The following is a 20,200-nucleotide window of genomic DNA, read 5'->3' as shown; positions in this document are numbered from 1 at the left end:
CCTTTCCCCGCAGGGGGAGAGGAATGAGGACAGTGGAGAATTTGATGAAAGCCAAGCTTGGTATGTCACCCATCGCGTGGTGGAATGACGATCTCATCGAACTGAGCGACGACGTCTCGCTCGAGGAGTGCCTGAGGCAGTCCCGCTCGGCCGGATTTACCGGGATGGAGAAAGGACGGCGTTTCCCAGACGATCCTGACGTGATGCTGCCGATCCTCAAGGCGGCCGATGTGACGCTGTGTGGGGGCTGGTTCTCTGGCACGCTGGTCGATGAGGATATTGCGGTCAATAAGGACCGCATTGAGCCCATGATTGCGCTGTTCAAGGCGGTTGGCGCGCCCTGCATCGTCTATGGCGAGGTCGGCCGGTCCATCCAGGGCAAGCGGGAGATTCCCCTGGCGCAGAAGCCAAGGCTCACCGACGATGAAATGAAGGCCTATGCGCGGAAGGTGACCGCATTCGGCGAATGGTGTGCGGACCAGGGCATGCCGCTCTCTTACCACCACCATATGGCCGCCGTGGTCGAGACGGAGCCGGAGCTGGACGCCTTCATGGCGGCCTCGGGCGAAGGCATTCCGCTGCTGCTGGATGCGGGCCATCTTGCCTTTGCGGGCGGGGATGTGCTGCGCGCCATCGACAGGCATCACGCGCGCATCAACCACGTGCATGTGAAGGACATCCGCCGGTCCGTGGTGGACGGGCTGGACCGCAGCAAGCAGAGCTTTCTCGATGCTGTGGCGCTCGGCGCCTTCACTGTTCCGGGCGACGGGTCGCTCGATTTTGGCGCCATCGTGCAGCGCCTTGCCGATCATGGCTATGAAGGCTGGTTTGTGGTCGAGGCGGAGCAGGACCCGGTCAAGAACCCGCCGCTCAAAATGGCGCAGATCGGCCACAAGGAACTGATGCGGGTGATGAGCGCGGCCGGCTACACGGTGGAAACAGAAGGTTTCCCGAAAGGGTGAGTCTTTTGAACCGGTTGTGCTAATGCCTTGCCGAGAAGAATCAAGCAGGAGGCGGGCATGGCGCTGAAGGAAAATGATCTCAAATGGTTCCGCCCGCTTTGGCGGCGGGTGGCGGTGGCCGTGTTCCTGCTGTTGTGGCTTGGATGGGAACTGTTCTTCACCCGGGACAGTTTCTGGGCCCTGCTGGTGGGCGCGGCATTGGCTTATGTGGCCTGGAATTTCTTCTATGCATTCCCAAAGGAGCAGCCCGATGACGCACTCCCCCCTGCTGGTTCGGCCGACGACAAAGACCGGCAAGATCCATGATGTGACGCCGGAAACGGCAGGCTGGACCCATGTCGGCTTCGGGCTGCATAAATTGCAGCCTGGCGAGGCCTATGGTGAAGAGACCGGCGGGCGGGAAGTCTGCCTGGTGCTGGTCAGCGGCAAGGGGCGATTTGCCGTCGACGGCGAGGATTTCGGCGAGTTGGGTGAGCGCATGAGCCCCTTCGAGGGCGCGCCTTGGGCGCTCTATGTGCCCGCGGGGCGGCATTGGGCGGTTGATGCGACTACCTCGCTTGAACTGGCGATCTGTTCCGCGCCTGGCGGCGGCGACCACAGCGCCCGGGTGATTGCACCGGGCACGCATCCCCGGATTACCCGCGGCACGGGCGCCAATGTCCGGCATGTCTACAACATCATGCCCGAGGATGACGGGGCAGCCAATGCGCTGCTGGTGGTCGAGGTGATCACGCCGCAGGGCAATACCTCGTCCTATCCGCCGCACAAGCATGACCAGGACAATCTGCCCCATGAAAGCCAGCTCGAGGAAACCTATTACCATCGCATGAACCCGCCGCAGGGCTTTGCCTTCCAGCGCGTCTATACGGATGACCGGAGCCTGGATGAAGCCATGGCCTTGGAGGATGGCGATGTGACGCTGGTGCCGCGGGGCTATCACCCGGTGGCGACGACTGCAGGCTATGACCTCTATTATCTCAACGTCATGGCGGGGCCCAAGCGCGTGTGGAAATTCCACAACGCGCCTGAGCATGAGTGGATGCTCACATAGGCGGGATCACACGTGCTGGTCGAAGAGGATGACGTTCCCGTCCGGGTCGGTGATTGAGAAATTCGCCGGCCCGGTTGATTCCGGGTCGATGTCGGCGCCGACTTCGATGCCCCCGGTCTTGAGGGCCTGTTGAATTTGCCGGATGTCGGTGAATGTCGGCAGTGTCTCGGAATTGGCGTTCCATCCCGGATTGAAGGTCAGGATGTTCTTGTCGAACATGCCCTGGAACAGGCCGATGACGTGATCACCATTCTTCATGATCAGCCAGTTCTGCGCCTCTTCGCCCATGATCGCGGCGAAGCCCAGTTTTTCGTAGAAGGCGCGAGAGGCAGCGATGTCCTTGACGGCGAGGCTGACGGAAAAGGCGCCGAGTTCCATTTAGTCCTCCCTGATCTGACCAGAGAAGACTATGGGTCATGCCATCCCATCGCAAGCGCCGATGCCTCAGCGCCCTTGGAAGATAGACCTGTCAGCCAGAGGACCGGTGATCTCACTGACCTTGACCGCCCTGCCCTCGTGAACCGAGCGCAGCGCAGCTTCGGCCAGGGCCAGGGCAATCAGCCCATCGGCACCGCTGGGAGAAGCCGGAGATTTTGATTCCACACAATCAATGAAACTGCTGATTTCAAAGGCATAAGCTTCGGTGTAGCGGGTCATGAAGAAATCATGCAGGGGCGGCCGCGTGTAACCGCTGGCGTTGGCAATCTCGATGGACACCGGGCGCTGGTTCTCAGCCGCCACGGCGCCCTTGGAGCCATGCACCTCGATGCGCTGATCATAGCCATAGGTGGCGCGACGCGAGTTGGAGATAGTGGCGTGTTTGCCCGAGGCGGTCGCGAGCATGACCGAGGCGCTGTCATAGTCGCCGGCCGCGCCAATGGCCTTGTCGACCAGCACGGAGGCCTGGGCCGACACGGTCTCGATTTCCTCGCCGAGCAGGAAGCGGGCCATGTCGAAATCATGGATGGTCATGTCGCGGAAGATGCCGCCAGAACGCTTGACGTAATCGGCCGGTGGCGCGCCGGGATCGCGCGAGACAATGGTGACCATTTCCACATCGCCAATTTGCCCATCAGCGATCGCCTGCTTGACCGCGCGGAAATGCGGGTCGAAGCGACGGTTGAAGCCGACCATGAGGGTGGCCCCGGTTTCGTCCACTACCCGGAGGCAGGCCTTCACCCGCTCGACGTCGAGGTCGATCGGCTTCTCGCAGAAGATCGCCTTGCCTGCCCGGGCGAAGCGTTCGATGAGATCGGCATGGGTGTCTGTGGGGGTGCAGATGATGACGGCGTCGATGTCTCCAGCGGCCTCGATCGCCTCGATGCTGCGGACTTCGGCACCATATTGGCCGGCCAAGGCACTGGCGGCTTCAGCCATGGCATCGGCCACAGCGACCAGGTGGGCCTGAGGATTGCCTGTCACGGCCTTGGCGTGGACCTTGCCAATACGGCCCGCACCCAGCAGACCAAAACGAACAGTCATCGAGGAAACTCCAAAGGTATGCGGCCAGCCGCGCCAACCATTTGGAACGAATAATCGTTTTCCCGCGCAAATGAAACAGGAATTCTATCGCTGTTCAGTGTTCGCGTGCCCGTTCCAGCAGGCGTTTGCACTCGAGCAATTCGCGGAGAACCTCGGAGAGCTTGTCCCGCGATTCCTGGTCCAGCGCCGGGCTGGCCAACATCTCGGCTTCCTCGAGTTCGGCCTCGTCGCCGGCCGCTTCGGCCTGCTCGATCATGGGCAGGATTTCGTCGAGCCCCTTGCCCTCGCCAACGGCGATGACATAGCGCGGCCCCTGATCCTTGAGGATTTTCTGGACACCCTTGATGGTGAAACCCTGATCATAGAGCAAGTGGCGAATGCCACGCAGCAGCATGACATCTTCGGGGCGGTAGTAGCGCCGTCCGCCCCCGCGTTTCAGAGGCTTAATGGTAGAGAAGCGGGTTTCCCAGAATCGCAGAACATGCTGCGGGAGGTCTAGCTCATCAGCAGCTTCAGAGATGGTACGGAACGCGTCTGGCGACTTGTCCAAACCGCGACTCTCCCTGGCCCGGGCAACACAAATATTGCCGTTTAAGCTCCTGCTGACCCCGGGGTTTCACGGCAATTTGGCCGACGAATCCAGGCGCGCAAAAGCCTTACTTTCCAGCGCCAACCATAGACTTGTTGATTTTGGACTTCAACACGTTGGAGGGTTTGAACACAAGAACCTGACGCGGCAGGATCGGCACTTCCTCGCCCGTCTTGGGATTCCGGCCAATGCGCTCATTCTTGGAGCGGACCTGAAAGGAGCCGAAGGACGAAAGCTTGACATTGGCGCCGGTCACCAGCGCGTCGGAAATCAATTCCAGCACTCGCTCGACCAGCTCCGCCGATTCCGTTCGGGACAGCCCGACCGACCCGTAGACCGCTTCAGCCAGATCCGCCCGCGTAACCGTCTTCTGCGTCATTTGCGCCCCCATAGTGCCTTGGGTTTGGCGTTCCCGGCCCGGCCAAATGTCCAGACAATGCGACACGGGCATGCAGCCTTGTCGCGCATGAGAAATCCGTCCCAAATCGACGCTGCCTGGTGATCTTGTCGTTCAGGCTTCAGCGCCGGGTTCCTCCACCCGAGAAGAACACTAACGCCTTGAAACGCTTGAGGTCAATGCGCTTCGCGCCGTCCCACCCGGTCACATTTTCGGTTCGGGGACGGTTGGCCGGATCATTCTACCAGCGGATGAGCGAAGCGCCCCAGGTGAACCCACCGCCCATAGCTTCAAGCATGACCAAATCACCCTGCTTGATGCGCCCGTCGGCAACGGCGACGCTGAGCGCCAGCGGCACGGATGCAGCAGAGGTGTTGGCGTGGATATCAACCGTGGTCACCACCTTCTCGGGCGGCAATCCAAGCTTGGCCCCTGCCCCGTCAATGATGCGCTTATTGGCCTGGTGCGGCACGAACCAATCGAGGTCGTCGACGGTATAACCGGCCTGTTCGAGCGTGGCATAGACCACATCGGTGATTTTGCCGACGGCGTGGCGGAACACCTCTGGTCCCTGCATATGCACATGGCCGGTGGTGCCCGTGGTCGAGGGGCCACCATCGACATAAAGCTTGTCCCAGTGGCGGCCATCCGAGCGCAGGGCCGAGGTCAGCACACCGCGTTCCGGATCGCCGGGGGCTGCGTCGACCCGTTCCATAACAACGGCTCCAGCACCATCACCGAACAGCACGCAGGTGGTGCGGTCGTTCCAGTCCAGCAGGCGGGAGAAGGTCTCAGCGCCGATGACCAGCACCCGGCGCGCCATGCCGTTCTTGATGTAGCTATCAGCAGTCGCGACGGCGTAGACGAAGCCCGAGCAGACGGCCTGGATATCGAAGGCAAAGCCGTGGTTCATGCCCAGCTTCATCTGCACAAGCGTGGCGGCACTGGGGAAGGTGTAGTCCGGTGTGGTGGTGGCCACAATGATCAGGTCAATGGCTTCGATCGCGATGCCGGCATTATCCATGGCGGCCCGCGCCGCGGCGGCGGCCAGATCGGAGGTATATTCACCTTCAGCGGCGATGTGTCGTTCCTTGATGCCGACGCGCTGCTGGATCCACTCGTCGGACGTGTCGACAGTCTTAGCCAACTCGTCATTGGTGACGACCCTGGCCGGCAAGTAGCTGCCGACCCCACGAATGACGGAACGAATAGTGCTGGTCACGCCGAATTGGCCTCGGTCTCGGAAGGCAAACCGGGGTCTGCCTTGTTGATGGGAAAACGCTGCATAGTATCGCCAACCTTGTCCATGAGGCGGCTTCGAGCCATTTCATAGGCCAGGCCCAGGGCACTCTTGTAGCCAATTTCGTCAGTACCGCCGTGGGACTTGATGACGATACCGTTGAGGCCCATGAACACGCCACCATTGACGGTGCGGGGGTCCATCTTGCGGCGCAGGGCGTTGAGGGCGGACGAGGCCAGCAGAGCCCCGATCCGGCTCATCCAGGTTGCCTTGAGCGCCTGGCGCAGATAGGTGGCCACCTGCCGGGCCGTGCCTTCGGCGGTCTTGAGCGCGATATTGCCCACAAAGCCTTCGGTGACGACGACGTCGACCGTACCCTTGCCGATGTCGTCCCCTTCCACAAAGCCGTGATAGGTGAAACCGGCGCCGCTGGCCTCGGTGAGAATCTTGCCGGCTTCCTTGATCGACTCGAGACCCTTGACCTCTTCGGTGCCGACATTGAGCAGACCCACGGTCGGCGAGTCAGAATCGAACAAAGCCCGGGCCAGCGCTGAGCCGAGGATGGCATAATCGACCAATTGGCGGGCATCCGCGCCGATGGTCGCGCCCATATCGAGCACGATAATGTCGGAGCGCAGCGTCGGCCAGATGGCGGCGATGCCGGGACGTGAAATACCTTCCATGGGCCTGAGGCAGAAGGTCGCCATGGCCATGAGGGCGCCGGTATTGCCGCCCGAGATGGCGACATCGGCCTCCTTGTCCCTGACCGCCTGGATGGCCATCCACATGGACGAAGTGCCCTTGCCCTTGCGCAGGGCCTGGCTGGGCTTTTCATCCATGGCGATGACGGTTTCGCAATGGCGCACCGTCGAGACCGGCTTCAGGGCCGGGAATTCTTCGAGCAAGGGCTCGATCTGGTCCTTGAGGCCATGAAAGATGAAGCGCGTATTCTTGCGCTCCTTAAGGGCCAGATGGGCACCATGGATGACTGCTCGCGGAGCGTGATCGCCGCCCATGGCATCCACGGAAATCGTTATAGAATCGGTCATTTTAGCCCGTTTTTCGGCCCGCATTGGCGGGCAAGCAAACATATCCCATCAACGGGTCGGCGCAAGCCCTTGGGGGCCTGGCCCTAGCTCTGGTCTTCGCCATCGCGCTTCAATCGCGCCAATTTGGCGAATGGTCCTTGCTCCTTGTCACCGACCTCAACGCCCAGTGAATCCAGGGTTTCTCCCGGCAGACGCGGATAGGGATCAAGCGCCAGCGCAAGCGTTTCGAGCAGCAGAGTACTCAAATCCACTTCCGGTCCATCGATGTGGTCGGGGAAATCATCGTCTTCAAGGTCCACGAAGACTTCCGCACCCGGCGCCGGCGCCTGCGCATCCCGCGGCGCAGGCAGAAACACGCGGTCGATAGCCTCGGAAATGGTTTCGGCAACCGGCTCGAAACTGACCACAGAGGCCTGGGTCACACTGGCGTCCAGATGTCCGAGCGCGCGCAGGCCGCCACGCAATGGCGACACCGTGAGGTTGGCGACGAAACGCTCGACCGAGAGAATGTTCATGGCCTCGGCAATGGCCTTGCGGGTCTCGGCGTCGGCATCGACAGCAATGGACCGACCGGCTGCGGGCAGTTTGTCGATGCGAACGACCGCGTCAAATATCGGCTCGCTCTGCCGGCTCATGCTGCCGCCTCGAAGCGCACCACACCGCCAGTTATGGCCTCGACCGGCTGGCTTGCCAATTCGGCGTCCCGCTCCATGATGTAGCCGGCGAGCGCGCGCAGTTCGGGCGAATCGTCGCCATCGAAGATATTGCGCGCCAGCACACCGGCCAGAGCGTCGATGTCATTGCGGTCCATGGCTTCATTCATTGCCGCCAGGAGACCGAAGAAGATGTTGCCCATTTTCTGAATCTTCTTGGGGACCCCGAGGTCGGACACGCCCATTTCCCTGAGCGAACGGTCCATATCCTTGAAGAACAGGTCGAATACGGACTGGCTGAATTCCCTGGCCGCTTCCGGGCCATGGCGCAGGCGGCGGAACAGCAGGGCCATGTGCAGGCTGATCATGTCGAAGCGCCCGGTGACAGTGTCTGGAACACCCCATTGGGCGTAGAAGACGGGCCGCCGGGATTGCGCCACAATGGAATTATAGACGGCATATACCGGCTCTGAGGCGGCCTTCTTGCGAAACAAGGACAGGATCATGGGATTGCGCTCGGCGTCGGTATCGGTCAAACACTTGGCAGATCGGGATGCCGGATCATTGCCAGCTTGCCAGACGGCCAAGTTGACAGCTACACATTCCGGCGGCCAAAGGGCACGCGCCCAAGTGTCACGCCTATAGTCGACAGCCATCGGGAAAGTCAAATTCATGCCTCTGCGAATTGCGAAAGCCTCCGTTGCCGCGGCCGTTCTTGCCGTTGCGCTCGCCGGCTGCACCAGCAGCACATCGCTGGTCTCAAAGCGGACCCAGGGATACGACATTCCGGACTCGGCCTTGCAGCAGATCCGCCCCGGCCAGAGCCAGCAACTGGTTACGCTGGTGCTGGGCTCGCCGCAGTCGACGAATACCTTTGGCGATCGCACCGCCTGGTACTATGTGGAAACCAAGGTCAACCAGACCTCGTTCGGCCTGACCATGGTCGAGGAACGGACCGTGCTGGCAATCTATTTCGACAGGAACAAGAAGGTGATCGAGCGCGCTGTCTATGCGCTTCAGGACGGCAAGGCCATCAATATCGAGACGCGGCGGACGCCGTCCTTCGGTGAAGACGCCACGTTCATCGACACTATCCTGTCCTCGTTCTAACACCCGAGCGACGCCGAGAATGTGAGCCCCGGAGTTCTTTCCGGGGCTTTTTGCTGCTCAGGCGCGGGCCTGACGCATGGCCCCGAAGCCGAGCAGCAATATGGTCAGCGTGGCCACGGGAATGGCCAGGATGTTGATGGCTTCCCACCCCACCAGTTGCAGCAGGACCCCCGAGCTCAGCGATGCGATCGCGCTGGAGCCGAACACGATCTGCTCGTTGACGGCCTGCACCCGCCCTGCCTCCTGCGGCCGGTAGCTGGTGGCCAGCATGGCCGTCGAGCCGATGAAGCCGAAATTCCAGCCCAGGCCGAGCAGAACAAGAGCCGCGGTAAAATGGGTGACGGTGATGCCGTTGAGCGCAATGACCGCGCAAGCAATGATCAGCAACAGGCCAATGGCGGTGACGAGACTGGCGCCAATGCGCTTGATGATGGCGCCCGTGACGAAGCTGGGCGCGAACATGGCCACCACATGCCACTGGATGGCCCCGGCAGCCTCGGTGGGCGAGTGGCCGCACAGATGCACCATGGCCAGGGGCGCGGCGACCATGATCAGCGTCATGAGCGCGTAGCTGAGCGCGGCACCGAGCATGGGTAGGACGATTTCCGGCTGGCGCAGCAATTCGGAGAGCGGGCGCCCCTTGTCGGTGATGGTTCCTGGCGCCACCGTGGGGGCCAGGCGGGTTGCCGAGAGCACGAGGACCGAGGTGAGCGAGAGAATGGCGATGACCAGGAAACTGGCGGCGTATTCGGCCCCCTCGATCCAGGTGCGGGTCAAGGCGCTGAGCTGGGGCCCGAAGAAGCCCGCTGCCACGCCGCCGAACATGACCCAAGATATCGCCTGGCTCTTGAGGTCCGGCTCGACGCTGTCGGCGGCCGCGAAACGCACCTGCTGCATGAAGGCGCCTGACATGCCCACGAAGAACAGTCCGGCGGCGAACAGATAGAAATTGCCCAGGATGATGGCGATGGTCGCCAGGATCGAGGCCGGAATGCCGATCGACGCCCCCAGCATCAGCCCGCGGGTGCGGCCGAGGCGGTAGATGATCATGGTGGCCGAGGAGGTGGTCAGGGCCAGCCCCACGATCATGGCGGTGACCGGCAGGGTGGCCGCCGAGGGATCGGGCGCCAGATTGACCGCGGCCAACGCCGCCACCGACATCACAATGGAGGAATTGGACCCGCCAAGAGCCTGAACGGCCGACAGGAGGCCGATATTTCTGATCGATTGGCTGCGGTCTGATGACATGGGATCGCCCTCTGGATTGATGGCGAGTGCGCGCGCCCAGCGGACGCGTTACCGCTCCATCTGTCAGTTCAAATCTGCACCGCTCGAACGGGCGATGGAATCAAGCGCGGCATTGACCAGGCCCGAGGCGTCGTCCTCGTAGAAGGCCCGGGCCACATCGACATATTCGGTGATGACCACACGCGGCGGAATGTCCTTGCGGCGCAGCAATTCGAATGCGGCAGCACGCAGGATGGCGCGGAGCGTGGCATCGACCCGTTCGATCGGCCAGCCTTCGTTGAGGGCCTTATCGACCGAGGGGTCGATTTCGAGCTGGTGCTTGGTTACGCCGGTCACGATCTGACGGAAGAAATCGGCATCGGCGGGCAAATACTGCTCGCCTTCGACCTCCCGGCCCAGATGGAAAGCGCCGAACTGGGCCAGCGTGTCTTCCAGGGTCGCCCGGCCGATATCCATCTGATAGAGGGCCTGTACAGCTGCAAGGCGTGCGGCGCCGCGCTGGTTGGCTGGGCGCGTGGCACCTGGGTCGCGTCTGGAGTGGTCAGTCATCTAGTTGTTCAGTTTCGCTTTCACGTCGGAAAGGGCGATTGCGGCGCGCGCCGCGTCCCCGCCCCTGTCCTGGTCATTCACATGGGCCCTGATCCAGGCCTGTGCCTCGTTTTCTACCGTCAGGATGCCGATGCCAAGAGGCAATGCATCGACAACGGCCAATTCCGCCAGCGCCCTGATACTCTCATTGGCTACGGAAACATAGTGGTTGGTCTGCCCCCTGATGACGCAGCCCAGCGCCACATAGCCGTCGAAACGCCCGGTTTCAATCGCCATTGCCATAGCCACGGGCACTTCCATGGCGCTGGGCACAGCGATGACCTCGAATGAGGCGCCCGCTTTTTCAAGGGCGGCGACCGCACCGCGCTTCATTTCATCGGCGATGTCGGGATAAGCGCGCCCTTCGACGATGAGGAAATGGAGACCCTTGCCCGCCTCCGGCGGAAGCGGAAACCGCACACCATAGGAATCCATGATCGACCTCCCCTGTTGCTGGAGCCGATCCATGATAGCGCAAAGCAGGCGCGTCCGGCAGCGTTACCTCGACCGGGGATGAACGAATCGTTCTGCCCCGGCAGCCAGGCCAGTTAGTCCTCGTCCTCGGGCAGTATCTTGTCGTCCCGCGCCAGATCAGCAAGGAAAGACCGGAAATCATCCGCCGCCGAGAAGTTCTTGTAAACGCTGGCAAATCGAACGAAGGCGACGTCATCAAGACCCTTGAGGCCCTCCATGACATATTCGCCGATCTGATCGGAAGTCACCTCGACATCGCCCAGGCTCTCGAGCTGGCGGACGATGCCGGAGATCATCCGTTCGACCTTTTCAGGTTCCACCGAACGCTTGCGCAGCGCGGTGTTGACCGAACGAGCCAGTTTTTCGCGGTCGAACGGCACCTTGCGGCCGGTCTTCTTGACCACCGTCAGATCGCGCAGCTGCACACGCTCGAACGTCGTGAACCGACCGCCGCAGCCATTGCAGACGCGGCGGCGGCGGATAGCGCCCGAATCCTCAGTCGGGCGGCTATCCTTCACCTGGGTATCGTCATTGCCACAATAAGGGCAGCGCATGGCGGACCTTTTGGATGTTAGCCGTAGATCGGGAAGCGATCGGTGAGGGACTTCACCTTGGCTCGCACTTCCGCTTCAACAGCGCCATTATTGTCATCGCCATTGGTCTTGAGACCATCGAGTACCTCGATGATCAGTTCGCCGATGAGCTGGAATTCCGCCTCGCCGAAACCGCGCGAGGTGCCCGCGGGTGTCCCCAAGCGCACGCCGGAGGTGATGGCAGGCTTTTCCGGATCAAACGGCACGGCGTTCTTGTTGCAGGTGATGTGCGCCCGGCCGAGGGCGGTCTCGGTGGCCTTGCCTGTCAGGCCCTTGGGCCGCAGATCGACCAGCATCAGATGGTTGTCGGTGCCACCCGAAACAATATCGACGCCGCCCTTCACCAGCGTGTCGGCAAGCACCTTGGCGTTGGCAACAACCTGCTTGGCATAGGACTTGAATTCAGGCGAGAGCGCTTCCTTGAAGGCAACCGCCTTGGCAGCGATGACATGCATGAGCGGCCCGCCCTGAATACCCGGGAAGATGGCCGAATTGATCTTCTTGGCGATGGCCTCATCATTGGTGAGGATCAGGCCGCCGCGCGGTCCGCGCAAGGTCTTGTGCGTGGTGGTGGTCGCGACATGAGCGTGCGGGAATGGGCTGGGATAGACCCCACCAGCCACAAGCCCCGCCACATGGGCCATATCCACAAACAGGATTGCTCCGACCTCGTCGGCAATGGCGCGGAACTCGGCCCAGTCCATCACGCGCGAATAGGCGGAGAACCCGGCCACGATCATCTTGGGCTGATGCTCGCGGGCGAGCGAACGCACCTGATCCATATCGACATATCCGTCCTGCTGGCGCAGGCCGTATTGAATGGCATTGAACCACTTGCCCGACTGGTTCGGCTTGGCACCGTGAGTCAGGTGTCCGCCGGCATCCAACGACATGCCGAGAATGGTATCGCCGGGCTGAATCAACGCCTGATAGACGCCCTGGTTCGCCTGTGAGCCGGAGTTTGGCTGCACATTGGCGAATTCGACCCCGAAGAGCTGCTTGGCGCGCTCAATGGCCAGGGTCTCGGCGACATCGACATATTGGCAGCCGCCATAGTAGCGCTTGCCCGGATAGCCTTCGGCATATTTGTTGGTCAGCACAGAACCCTGCGCTTCCAGCACCGCCTGAGAAACAATGTTTTCCGAGGCGATCAGCTCGATTTCATGCTGCTGGCGGCCCAATTCGTCCTGAATGGCTTTGGCCAGTTCCGGATCAGTCTGGGCGACTGAAGCGGAGAAGAAATTCGGGAACAAGGGCAAAGACGTGGCGGCGCTCATGGGGCGGTTACCTCGTTGACGGTCGAATGGGTCGGCGTGGAAAGGCCTTTATCACGGGGTAAATCGCGATTCCAAGGCCAACGGAGATGTGTGGAAGCGTCTGTTGAAAGCATGGGGCTCCCCTGGTTGCAGTTGGGTGCCCAGGCGAGCGGCTCACTCAGGTTCGCGTTCCCCGATGGTTACCCATCTCTTCTCGCCAGTCGCGCGAACAGCCCTGTTATGCCGCATGGCGGGCCAGAGTGGAAGAGGAAAGCTTGGCGATCAGGCAAATTTGCCGGGCGGCGGCGCAGGCCGATCCGGCCCCTGCTCCAGCTTGCGCCTGAGCTTGGCCAGGGCAACGCGCTGCATCTGCAACCTGGTGGCATTGAGCGGCGTGATCACGACAACCTCGGTGCCGGTCGCCGCGTCGATTGCGGCGACACGCATTTGCTGCCCCATCTGGACAAACTCGAACAGAACGTCGCGGTCGCTCATCGCCACTGCCTCCGCCAGCCAGCATAGCGGAGTCGGATCAAATGAAAAACGGGCCCCCTGCTCGCGCAGAAAGCCCGTTTGTCGAAATTGCTGTGGCGTCGATCAGGTGAAGCTGACCTTGCCCTCTTCATCGAACTTGTAGACGTCGTCGCGGAAGCTGACGGTCCCCTGACGGTTCGCCCAGGCGGTGATGTAGGTGGTGTGGATCGGCATCTGCGTCTTGAGGCTGACATCGAGCCGCTCGAGCGAAGCGAAGGTCTGGTCGACCCGGGACTGGTCCCAATCGCCATTGTCGCGCAATAGCCAGGCAACGAGCTGATTGACGCCGTCCACGCGCACGCAGCCGGAGGAATGGAAGCGGGCATTCTCGCCGAACAGCGCCTTGGTCGGCGTATCGTGCAGATAGACGTCGTGCGGATTGTAAAAGTTGATCTTGCAGTGGCCCATCGAATTCTCGGCGCCGGGCTCCTGGCGATACATGTAGTTCACCTCACGATCACTGATGTTGGACCAGTTGATCGTCGACGGATCAATGGTATTGCCATTGCCATCATAGATGAAGATGTGCTGCTTCGCCAAATATTCCGGGTCTTCCAGCATATATTTGGTGAGGTCCTGCCGGACCAGAGACTTGGGCACATGCCAATAGGGATTAAAATTGACCTGGTGAATCTTGCTGGCCAGGATCGGGGTAGCCCGCTCGACACGGCCAACAACCGCGGTGTGACGCTGCTCGACCATGCCACCACCGACCGCCTCGATGGTAGCGGCGGGGATGTTGACGACCACGTAGCGGTCGGTCAGCTGCGGCGCCATGTTCTGGACGCGGGTGTAGTTGAGATAGAGCTGCTGCAGGCGGGTGGCGGCCGGCACATTGAGGGCGTACCAGGTGGCCTCATCGATCCAGCCATTGACGATCAGGCCGTGGCGGGCCTGGAACACGCGCACGGCGCGGTCAGTATCGGCATCGAAGATATCGCTGGCGAATTCGACAAGCGGCATGTCGCCCGACGAAATCAGGCGGCGCTTGAGCTGGACGACAGCGGGGTCGGACTTGCCAAGATTGAGCTTGAAAGCGCGCTGCGGCACCTCTTCCCAGCCGCCGGCGGCAACGAAAGGCTCGTATTGCGAGATGGCAAGCTGCAGGTTGTGCAGCGTGTCATAAGATAGGATGGGTTCATTGGTGGCGATCGTGGCAGCCGCCGCGGCGGTGTTGCTGTTCGGATCGGCCTCGTTGATGACGCGGCTGCGCGACATCATGTCGTAAAGCGAATCCTGCGCCCAAGCCGGCACGGTAGCCGATGCCCCCGCTACTGCCAGAGACCTGATGAAGTTACGTCGCGTCAGCCGCATACAACCACCTTAGAATGAGCCCGCCATTTGCTGCGGCGATAGCACCGCGCCCGCATCGTTCACAATCGCCTCAACGCCTTGTGAACCCTTTTCGGACGGCTTTTAGCCATGCCAGCAAATGGTTTCCAACCAGGTAATTTCCGCTGCCCGCGATTTGCGGCACAAATAAGAAACGCCGGCCTTTCGACCGGCGTCTTCCCAGCAGTTGTGGCATGGAGGCAACACATGCCGCCAGCTGCCGCTCATTGGTGCCCTTGCGGACCGCCAGATCAGAGCTTGTAGAGGATCTGGTCGACCCAGAAACGCTCGAGGCGGGCCAGAGCCTTGTTCAGGCCATCGAATTCCTCGTCACCCAGGCCACCGACCTTGTCGATGGATTTGAGGTGGCGGTCATAAAGCTCGTCAATCACTTCGGCCACTTCTTCACCCTTGGGCGTGAGCTTGATGCGGACCGAGCGACGGTCGGTGCGCGAGCGCTCCTGGAAGATGTAGCCGGTCTCGACCAGCTTCTTGAGATTGTAGGACACATTGGAGCCGAGGTAGTAACCGCGCGAGCGCAGCTCGCCGGCGGTCAGTTCAGCATCGCCAATGTTGAACATCAGAAGGGCCTGGACGGGGTTGATGTCATCCCAGCCCATGCGATCGAATTCGTCCTTGATCAGATCGAGAAGACGGCGGTGGAGACGCTCCACCCGGGAGACGGCTTCCAGATAAAGGGGCTTGAGACCCTCGTTCCGTTCCGGGGTAAGCGCCTCGGCCGCGTTCGACTTGATTGCCATTTGTGCCTCACTGTCTCATCACGTGCGATTTTTCGCATCTCATGGGGCCAAACTAGGGCCACCCAACTAAGATCGCCCTAAGCCACACGCTTAAAACTATCTTACTGGAAAGCAATGAGAATTTGGCTTAATGGCGCCTTACCCAGGGTGAGAAACTTGTAACCATTCCGAGGCGTTAACGCCGCCATGGCAGGCGTTGGCGCCCCTCAATCGGCGTGGGCGCGGGCGAAGCGCAGGCTGAGCGCAAAGATCAGGACAATAGCCGCCAACAGGATCAGGCGGACCACAAAGCCGAACATGCTCATGCGAATATCGGCATTGCCGGCCAGATAGAGCGCCAGTTCCAGAGCCGTGACGCCGACCAGCAGGACGGCACCCCAGCTGGCCCTGATCCAGAGACCGACAGCGGCGAAGAGCTTGGCGAGGCAGAACACGGCCAGATACACAAAGGCCGTAGAGCCCATCGCAGTGATCGGACTGAGCGACCCCGTATTGACCCCTAGCAAGCGGGCAGCGTCGTTCAGTCCCAGGACCAGCGCCAGAATGGCGACGATCCGGATGTAGAGCGACAGATTGGGGGCCTGAAACAGCATTGCGGCTTGATACTCCGCATCCGGGCCTGCGACAAGCAGTGGCTTGGACGGCGTGGCAGCGGCTGGTAACTAGAGCCGCACAAGGAGTTGCCCCATGACGCAGAACTGGCCCCGGCACGATATGAGCTTTCTCGGCGGACGGCGGTTGCGCCGCCATCGCCAGGCTGAGTGGAGCCGGTCCATGGTGCGCGAATCCGAGCTGCTGCCGCGCGACCTGATCTGGCCCCTCTTCGTTATCGAGGGGCAGAACGAAAAGACCCAGATCAAGACCATGCCGGGGGTCGAGCGGCTGTCGATCGACCTGATGGTCGAGGCGGCCCGGTCGGCTCGTGATGCCGGCATCCCTGCCCTGGCGATCTTTCCCAACACCCCGGACCATTTGCGCAGTGAAAGTGCCGTGGAGGCCTACAATCCGGACAATCTGATGTGCCGGGCGCTGAAGGCCATCAAGGACGCCGTGCCCGGGATCGGGCTGATTGCCGATGTGGCGCTGGACGAATATTCCAGCGACGGCCAGGACGGGCTGGTGCGGAACGGCGAAATCCTCAATGACGAAACTGTCGAGGTCATGGTCAAATCGGCGCTGGTGCAGGCGCGGGCCGGCGCGGACATCATCGCCCCCTCCGACATGATGGACGGGCGGGTCGCTGCCATCCGCACGGCGCTGGATGCCGAGGGCTTCGAGCATGTGCAAATCATGTCCTATGCCGCCAAATATGCGTCGTGCTTTTATGGGCCGTTCCGTGAGGCAGTTGGTTCGGGCAGCCGGCTCAAGGGCGACAAGCGCACCTATCAGATGGACTATGCCAATGCGGACGAGGCCCTGCGCGAAATCGAGCAGGACATAGCCGAGGGGGCCGATAGCATCATGATCAAGCCCGGCCTGCCCTATCTCGACGTGATCCGGCGGGCGCGGGACGCCTTCAATGTGCCGCTCTACGCCTACCAGGTGAGCGGGGAATACGCGATGATCGAGATGGCGGGCGCGGCCGGCGCGATCAACCGCGATGCCGCTGTGCTCGAAAGCCTCTGGGCCTTCAAACGCGCCGGAGCCAATGGCGTGCTCACCTATTTCGCGCTGGAGATGGCTCGGAAGCTGGGTGGTTAGGCAAGCTTCCGGCTGGCCAGCAAACCAACCTGCTTGGTCACATTGATGCGGCCGCCTCCAGCGGCGAGCGCGTTCTCTATGGCGGTGCGGAAGGTCTGTTGCTGCTCAGGCGGCGCCCTGTCGCCGGGTGGATATGAGGTCAGGGCCAGGAAGACCGTTTCTGGGTCGGTGACGTCCATGATGTCGGGATGTATCGCCAAGGTTACATTGCCGAACGCTGCGCGCATCAGGGCCTGCGCCCGATCCAGATCGAAGGATTCGGCGGACGGATCGTGCGGGGCACTGCCGAACACGGTCGTCAGCCGGTAGAGCTCGCGCATATTCTCTCTGCCATTGGTGGTCACCACCAGGGCTCCGCCTGGCGTGAGTACACGGTGGAACTCGGCCATGGCCCCTTCCTGATCGGCCACGTGATACATCATATGCATGGCGATCACGACGTCGAAGCTGCCGTCGGCGAAGGGCAGATGCGCGGCGTCGCCGGTCTGACCCTTGAGGCTAGTGAAAGGCAGGAGGCTGCAGCGTGCGAGCGCCTCCGTCACCATGCCAGGTGACTGGTCGAACAGCGTCAATTCGATACCGCTTGTCAGAACCGGGGCGGCTTCGGGCCAGAACCAGGCGGGGCCGCAACCGACATCGAGAACCGAACCGCCCTGCTGTTGCATTGGTATCTGTTGCGCTACCCAGGTGAACCACGGCACCTCGGCGCGACCAAAGCCATGCAGCCTGGCGCGTGCCGCCAGCCTGGAACTGTCGGAGTATTGCTGGTCCATGCCCTGGGTGATGGTCGACACAATGCTTCTCCCTCGGATTGGCACGTCTGCTGCGCCCATTTCCCTGCTCTCGGGCCGATCACATTTGTGTGCCCAGCCCCCTTGCAACGCGCGCTGGCGGTGACAATGTTTGCAGCATGACACAGAACTTTGCCAGCCGCCCCCAATTGCCCGATCCTGCGACCGCGCCCGAGCTGTTCGACGGGCTGCTGACGCGACGGGCCATGGCGTATCTTATCGACGTGATGATCATGTCTGTCCTGGTGCTGGTCATTTCGCTGATCGGGGCGATCCTGGGGTTCTTCACCTTCGGGCTGGCCTGGGTGTCGCTGATTTTCGCGGTTCCGGCGGCGATCATCATCTATTATGCGGCCACGCTGGGGTCGGCCCGCCGGGCCACGGTGGGCATGCAGATGATGGATATCGTCCTTACCCCGACCCGCGGCCAGCCGCTGGATGGGTGGATGGCGATCCTGCATGCTCTGGTCTTCTGGATCACCATCTGGATCTGCTGGCCGGTGACCCTGCTGTTCGCACTGTTCACCCCGCGCCGGCAGATGATCCACGACCTGATCATGGGCACGCTCATGGTGCGCCGCTCACCCATGGCACGGCATTGGCAGCGCATGCGGATGGCCGATCAACAGGGCGTTTGAGGCGTTGCGGGGGGTGCGGCGGAGCGCTACACTGATTCGATACGCATCAATGGGTCTTCGATGACCGATCAGACGCCGGAAACAACCCAGCTCTTCCTGACAGCGGCCATGCCATGTCCCTACCTGCCGGGGAAGATGGAGCGGAAGCTCTTCACGCATTTGAGCGGGCGCCGGGCTTCGATGCTGCACCAGTTGCTCAGCGATAACGGCTTCCGCCGCAGCCAGAACCTGATCTACCGGCCTGCCTGCGAGGGCTGCAATTCGTGCCAATCGGTGCGCATCGTGGCGCGCGAATTTGCACCCAACAAGCGGTTCCGCCGGGTGCGGCGGCACAATGCCGACATCGGGGTTGCGGTACAACCGACCGTGGCAACGATCGAGCAATACGAGCTGTTCAAGCGCTATCTGGATGCGCGCCATGCCGGTGGCGGCATGACGCAGATGAGCTACCAGGACTATGAGTTCATGGTCGAGGATACGCCGGTGCAGTCCGTGCTGGTCGAATACCGCCTGCGAGACCTGCCCGACCAGCCGCTGGTGGCGGTAGCGTTGACCGATGTGATGCCGGACGGCCTTTCCATGGTCTATTCGTTCTATGATCCGGACATGGCTGATCGCAGCCTTGGCACCTTCCTCATTCTCGACCATATCGAACAGGTGCGCTCGGCGGCCCTCAGCTATGTCTATCTGGGCTATTGGGTGAAGGACTCGCCCAAGATGGCCTATAAGGGCGACTACCGGCCGCTTGAAGTGCAGCGGGGCTCGCTGGGCTGGACCCGGCTGGAAGAGTAGCGCTCACACCACGATATCGAAAACGATCAGGCCATCGCGCCCACCATCAAGGGCCGCGACTAGGCGGCCGCCAGCAGCCTTGTGGGCAGGGTGCACAAGATAGGCATCGCGCGCCGCCGCATCCGCAAAATCCATGGTGAACCCCTCTGTGTATCCCTGATGCAGACCTTCCGGGGAGGCATTGGCACCATGGCTCATGTCCAGGAAGCCAGGGACAAGTTCACGCAGCGATTCAAGTTCGGCGTAAAGGGAGGCCTTTTCTGCGGCGGTGACTTCCGGGCGGAAGCGGAGGAGAACGATGTGGCGGATCAATTCGTTGAGTCTCCAGAGTCGGTTAGGCGCAGCACTTCATGTCGTGCATCCGTCGAAGGCCCCTCACCCGGCGCTCCGCGCCGACCTCTCCCCCAGGGGGAGAGGTAAGAGACCGTGCTTGTTGAGGTGTCGTCCGGCCCTGCGATCAACCATTCGCGCATAGCTCTCATGGCCTTCTCTTCTCAAACCGCGCCACTGGCGCGTTTTGCCCTGCGGGACGGTTTGAAGCTCTCCTGGCGTTCCTCGCTCCAATCTCTCCACTGGAGAGATTGGTTGCCTCCGGGAAGCGCTCGTCACCCTCTAAACCTATTGTTCCGCGGGAACCCTGTCGGGGGCTGGCGGCCGGCGCTGGCGCGGTCGCCGAGCCAGTCGACCAGTTCCTCGGTGGGCTTGGAATAGGTACGGCCGGAACTGTCTGTCCAGGTGAGACCATCAGCGGCATAGAAAGTCTTGATGTCGGAAATGCCACCATCCTTGTAGCGCTGCAGACGCACACCCTTGCCACGGGCCATGGCGGCCAGTTGGCTCAGCGGGAAGACAAGCAGCTTGCGGTTTTGCCCGATGACAGCAACCCGGTCGCCATCGCAGGGGACGATCAGGCGGGCTTCGTCGGGCAATGAGACATTGAGGATCTGCTTGCCCTTGCG

At 61.7% G+C, this 20,200-nt stretch carries 26 protein-coding genes, 1 pseudogene and 1 riboswitch; of the genes and pseudogenes, 7 read left to right on the top strand and 20 right to left on the bottom strand.

Annotated features, from left to right (window positions below):
* Nucleotides 1-44: 44 nt before the first annotated feature.
* From iolE to iolB, 3 genes are read left to right on the top strand one after another with little or no spacing between them, the layout of a single operon-like run.
* The gene (gene iolE / locus QZ564_RS09280) at nucleotides 45-962 is read left to right on the top strand and encodes a myo-inosose-2 dehydratase (RefSeq protein ID WP_297108272.1); all 918 of its coding nucleotides are present in this window, start codon (nucleotides 45-47) and stop codon (nucleotides 960-962) included.
* Between the two features lie 57 nt (nucleotides 963-1,019).
* Nucleotides 1,020-1,268, top strand: coding sequence for a DUF3329 domain-containing protein (locus tag QZ564_RS09275; protein ID WP_297108269.1), 249 nt, complete (start codon nucleotides 1,020-1,022; stop codon nucleotides 1,266-1,268).
* Complete coding sequence (iolB, locus tag QZ564_RS09270; RefSeq protein ID WP_297108266.1) at nucleotides 1,213-2,013, top strand: 5-deoxy-glucuronate isomerase; 801 nt, start codon at nucleotides 1,213-1,215, stop codon at nucleotides 2,011-2,013. Before QZ564_RS09275 ends, iolB begins: the two co-directional genes overlap by 56 nt.
* Before the next feature lie 6 nt (nucleotides 2,014-2,019).
* Here the strand turns inward: iolB and QZ564_RS09265 are convergent, their stop codons facing one another.
* The 8 genes from QZ564_RS09265 to QZ564_RS09230 all read right to left on the bottom strand — a co-directional run bounded on the left by QZ564_RS09265 (nucleotide 2,020) and on the right by QZ564_RS09230 (nucleotide 7,959).
* Nucleotides 2,020-2,391, bottom strand: a complete 372-nt coding sequence (locus tag QZ564_RS09265; RefSeq protein ID WP_297108263.1) for a VOC family protein — start codon at nucleotides 2,389-2,391, stop codon at nucleotides 2,020-2,022.
* A gap of 66 nt (nucleotides 2,392-2,457) precedes the next feature.
* A complete protein-coding gene (iolG, locus tag QZ564_RS09260; protein WP_297108260.1) occupies nucleotides 2,458-3,495 on the bottom strand; it encodes an inositol 2-dehydrogenase in 1,038 nt (345 codons plus the stop codon).
* Between the two features lie 94 nt (nucleotides 3,496-3,589).
* Nucleotides 3,590-4,045 (bottom strand): MerR family transcriptional regulator, encoded by a 456-nt coding sequence (locus QZ564_RS09255; RefSeq protein ID WP_297108252.1) that lies wholly within the window; start codon nucleotides 4,043-4,045, stop codon nucleotides 3,590-3,592.
* A gap of 106 nt (nucleotides 4,046-4,151) precedes the next feature.
* Nucleotides 4,152-4,463 (bottom strand): integration host factor subunit alpha, encoded by a 312-nt coding sequence (locus QZ564_RS09250; RefSeq protein ID WP_297108249.1) that lies wholly within the window; start codon nucleotides 4,461-4,463, stop codon nucleotides 4,152-4,154.
* Nucleotides 4,464-4,722: 259 nt separating this feature from the next.
* On the bottom strand, nucleotides 4,723-5,703 hold the full coding sequence (locus tag QZ564_RS09245) for a beta-ketoacyl-ACP synthase III (RefSeq protein ID WP_297108246.1): 981 nt from the start codon (nucleotides 5,701-5,703) through the stop codon (nucleotides 4,723-4,725).
* A complete protein-coding gene (gene plsX / locus QZ564_RS09240) occupies nucleotides 5,700-6,770 on the bottom strand; it encodes a phosphate acyltransferase PlsX (RefSeq protein WP_297108243.1) in 1,071 nt (356 codons plus the stop codon). Before plsX ends, QZ564_RS09245 begins: the two co-directional genes overlap by 4 nt.
* Before the next feature lie 83 nt (nucleotides 6,771-6,853).
* Nucleotides 6,854-7,405: a YceD family protein gene (locus QZ564_RS09235; RefSeq protein WP_297108240.1), complete on the bottom strand. Its 552-nt coding sequence runs from the start codon at nucleotides 7,403-7,405 to the stop codon at nucleotides 6,854-6,856.
* Nucleotides 7,402-7,959 (bottom strand): ubiquinol-cytochrome C chaperone family protein, encoded by a 558-nt coding sequence (locus QZ564_RS09230; RefSeq protein ID WP_297108237.1) that lies wholly within the window; start codon nucleotides 7,957-7,959, stop codon nucleotides 7,402-7,404. The genes QZ564_RS09235 and QZ564_RS09230 overlap by 4 nt, the downstream gene beginning before the upstream one ends.
* A 136-nt stretch (nucleotides 7,960-8,095) precedes the next feature.
* Between QZ564_RS09230 and bamE the strand changes: the two genes are divergently transcribed.
* Entirely contained in the window at nucleotides 8,096-8,533 is a 438-nt protein-coding gene (bamE, locus tag QZ564_RS09225) for an outer membrane protein assembly factor BamE (protein ID WP_297108233.1), read from the top strand.
* A 57-nt stretch (nucleotides 8,534-8,590) separates the two neighbouring features.
* Here bamE and QZ564_RS09220 read toward each other — a convergent pair whose 3' ends face one another.
* The 9 genes from QZ564_RS09220 to QZ564_RS09180 all read right to left on the bottom strand — a co-directional run bounded on the left by QZ564_RS09220 (nucleotide 8,591) and on the right by QZ564_RS09180 (nucleotide 15,912).
* The gene (locus tag QZ564_RS09220) at nucleotides 8,591-9,781 is read right to left on the bottom strand and encodes an MFS transporter (protein WP_297108230.1); all 1,191 of its coding nucleotides are present in this window, start codon (nucleotides 9,779-9,781) and stop codon (nucleotides 8,591-8,593) included.
* A 63-nt stretch (nucleotides 9,782-9,844) separates the two neighbouring features.
* Complete coding sequence (nusB, locus tag QZ564_RS09215) at nucleotides 9,845-10,330, bottom strand: transcription antitermination factor NusB (protein ID WP_297108228.1); 486 nt, start codon at nucleotides 10,328-10,330, stop codon at nucleotides 9,845-9,847.
* Nucleotides 10,331-10,804, bottom strand: coding sequence for a 6,7-dimethyl-8-ribityllumazine synthase (gene ribH / locus QZ564_RS09210; protein WP_297108225.1), 474 nt, complete (start codon nucleotides 10,802-10,804; stop codon nucleotides 10,331-10,333). It lies immediately after the preceding gene.
* Between the two features lie 113 nt (nucleotides 10,805-10,917).
* Nucleotides 10,918-11,397: a transcriptional regulator NrdR gene (nrdR, locus tag QZ564_RS09205; protein ID WP_297108223.1), complete on the bottom strand. Its 480-nt coding sequence runs from the start codon at nucleotides 11,395-11,397 to the stop codon at nucleotides 10,918-10,920.
* 17 nt (nucleotides 11,398-11,414) lie between these two features.
* Nucleotides 11,415-12,713, bottom strand: a complete 1,299-nt coding sequence (glyA, locus tag QZ564_RS09200; RefSeq protein ID WP_297108221.1) for a serine hydroxymethyltransferase — start codon at nucleotides 12,711-12,713, stop codon at nucleotides 11,415-11,417.
* 131 nt (nucleotides 12,714-12,844) lie between these two features.
* A riboswitch (ZMP/ZTP riboswitch) is annotated at nucleotides 12,845-12,927 on the bottom strand.
* A gap of 47 nt (nucleotides 12,928-12,974) precedes the next feature.
* Nucleotides 12,975-13,187 (bottom strand): serine hydroxymethyltransferase, encoded by a 213-nt coding sequence (locus QZ564_RS09195; RefSeq protein WP_297108219.1) that lies wholly within the window; start codon nucleotides 13,185-13,187, stop codon nucleotides 12,975-12,977.
* A gap of 102 nt (nucleotides 13,188-13,289) precedes the next feature.
* Complete coding sequence (locus QZ564_RS09190; RefSeq protein ID WP_297108218.1) at nucleotides 13,290-14,540, bottom strand: L,D-transpeptidase family protein; 1,251 nt, start codon at nucleotides 14,538-14,540, stop codon at nucleotides 13,290-13,292.
* 269 nt (nucleotides 14,541-14,809) lie between these two features.
* A complete protein-coding gene (locus tag QZ564_RS09185) occupies nucleotides 14,810-15,319 on the bottom strand; it encodes a MarR family transcriptional regulator (protein ID WP_297108216.1) in 510 nt (169 codons plus the stop codon).
* Between the two features lie 206 nt (nucleotides 15,320-15,525).
* Nucleotides 15,526-15,912: a hypothetical protein gene (locus tag QZ564_RS09180; protein WP_297108214.1), complete on the bottom strand. Its 387-nt coding sequence runs from the start codon at nucleotides 15,910-15,912 to the stop codon at nucleotides 15,526-15,528.
* 94 nt (nucleotides 15,913-16,006) lie between these two features.
* Between QZ564_RS09180 and hemB the strand changes: the two genes are divergently transcribed.
* Nucleotides 16,007-17,020, top strand: a complete 1,014-nt coding sequence (gene hemB / locus QZ564_RS09175) for a porphobilinogen synthase (protein WP_297108212.1) — start codon at nucleotides 16,007-16,009, stop codon at nucleotides 17,018-17,020.
* Here hemB and QZ564_RS09170 read toward each other — a convergent pair.
* On the bottom strand, nucleotides 17,017-17,814 hold the full coding sequence (locus QZ564_RS09170) for a class I SAM-dependent methyltransferase (protein ID WP_297108210.1): 798 nt from the start codon (nucleotides 17,812-17,814) through the stop codon (nucleotides 17,017-17,019). The two genes, hemB and QZ564_RS09170, sit on opposite strands and share 4 nt — an antisense overlap.
* A gap of 116 nt (nucleotides 17,815-17,930) precedes the next feature.
* Between QZ564_RS09170 and QZ564_RS09165 the strand changes: the two genes are divergently transcribed.
* Nucleotides 17,931-18,449 (top strand): RDD family protein, encoded by a 519-nt coding sequence (locus tag QZ564_RS09165; protein ID WP_297108208.1) that lies wholly within the window; start codon nucleotides 17,931-17,933, stop codon nucleotides 18,447-18,449.
* Nucleotides 18,450-18,509: 60 nt separating this feature from the next.
* Nucleotides 18,510-19,241, top strand: coding sequence for an arginyltransferase (locus QZ564_RS09160; RefSeq protein WP_297108206.1), 732 nt, complete (start codon nucleotides 18,510-18,512; stop codon nucleotides 19,239-19,241).
* A gap of 3 nt (nucleotides 19,242-19,244) precedes the next feature.
* Here QZ564_RS09160 and QZ564_RS09155 read toward each other — a convergent pair whose 3' ends face one another.
* Both QZ564_RS09155 and QZ564_RS09150 read right to left on the bottom strand, forming a co-directional pair.
* Nucleotides 19,245-19,553 (bottom strand): Dabb family protein, encoded by a 309-nt coding sequence (locus QZ564_RS09155; RefSeq protein ID WP_297108205.1) that lies wholly within the window; start codon nucleotides 19,551-19,553, stop codon nucleotides 19,245-19,247.
* A 293-nt stretch (nucleotides 19,554-19,846) separates the two neighbouring features.
* Nucleotides 19,847-20,200 (bottom strand): annotated as a pseudogene (locus QZ564_RS09150) (DNA topoisomerase IV subunit A); the annotation flags it as partial.

Origin of the sequence: uncultured Devosia sp. (genome assembly GCF_913055165.1) — a bacterium.
In the GTDB taxonomy this organism is placed as follows: Bacteria; Pseudomonadota; Alphaproteobacteria; order Rhizobiales; family Devosiaceae; genus Devosia.
This window is presented reverse-complemented; position numbering and strand designations above follow the sequence as displayed.